The sequence below is a fragment of the Pseudoalteromonas sp. GW168-MNA-CIBAN-0100 genome, from assembly GCF_040309225.1.
In the GTDB taxonomy this organism is placed as follows: Bacteria; Pseudomonadota; Gammaproteobacteria; order Enterobacterales; family Alteromonadaceae; genus Pseudoalteromonas; species Pseudoalteromonas arctica.
In genome coordinates this window covers 1-238 of sequence record NZ_JBEOOL010001068.1, presented here as the reverse complement: position 1 = coordinate 238, position 238 = coordinate 1, and the positions used below count along the sequence as shown (strand labels likewise).

At 34.5% G+C, this 238-nt stretch carries 1 pseudogene; it reads right to left on the bottom strand.

Annotated features, from left to right (window positions below):
- Window positions 1-238, bottom strand: a pseudogene (locus tag AAEY62_RS24635) (GGDEF domain-containing protein); the annotation flags it as partial.

The window sequence follows — 238 nt, the reverse complement described above, 5'->3', positions numbered from 1 at the left end:
GTTATACATAATTAGCAACAATATAATAACAACTAAAAAAAAGCCGCCTAAAACAGCCGATGTTGAGGCGCTTTGCGCTAACTTATTATTAATAGTTTTAAGGCTTATCTCGGCAGCAGTTAAATATGTAATGCCATTTTTATCAATCTGCGGGATAAAAATAGTTTTAAAGTCGCCCCATTGATCACTCGATATTTCAAAAACAGGCTCAGTAGATAAAAAGGCACCAATATTAGCC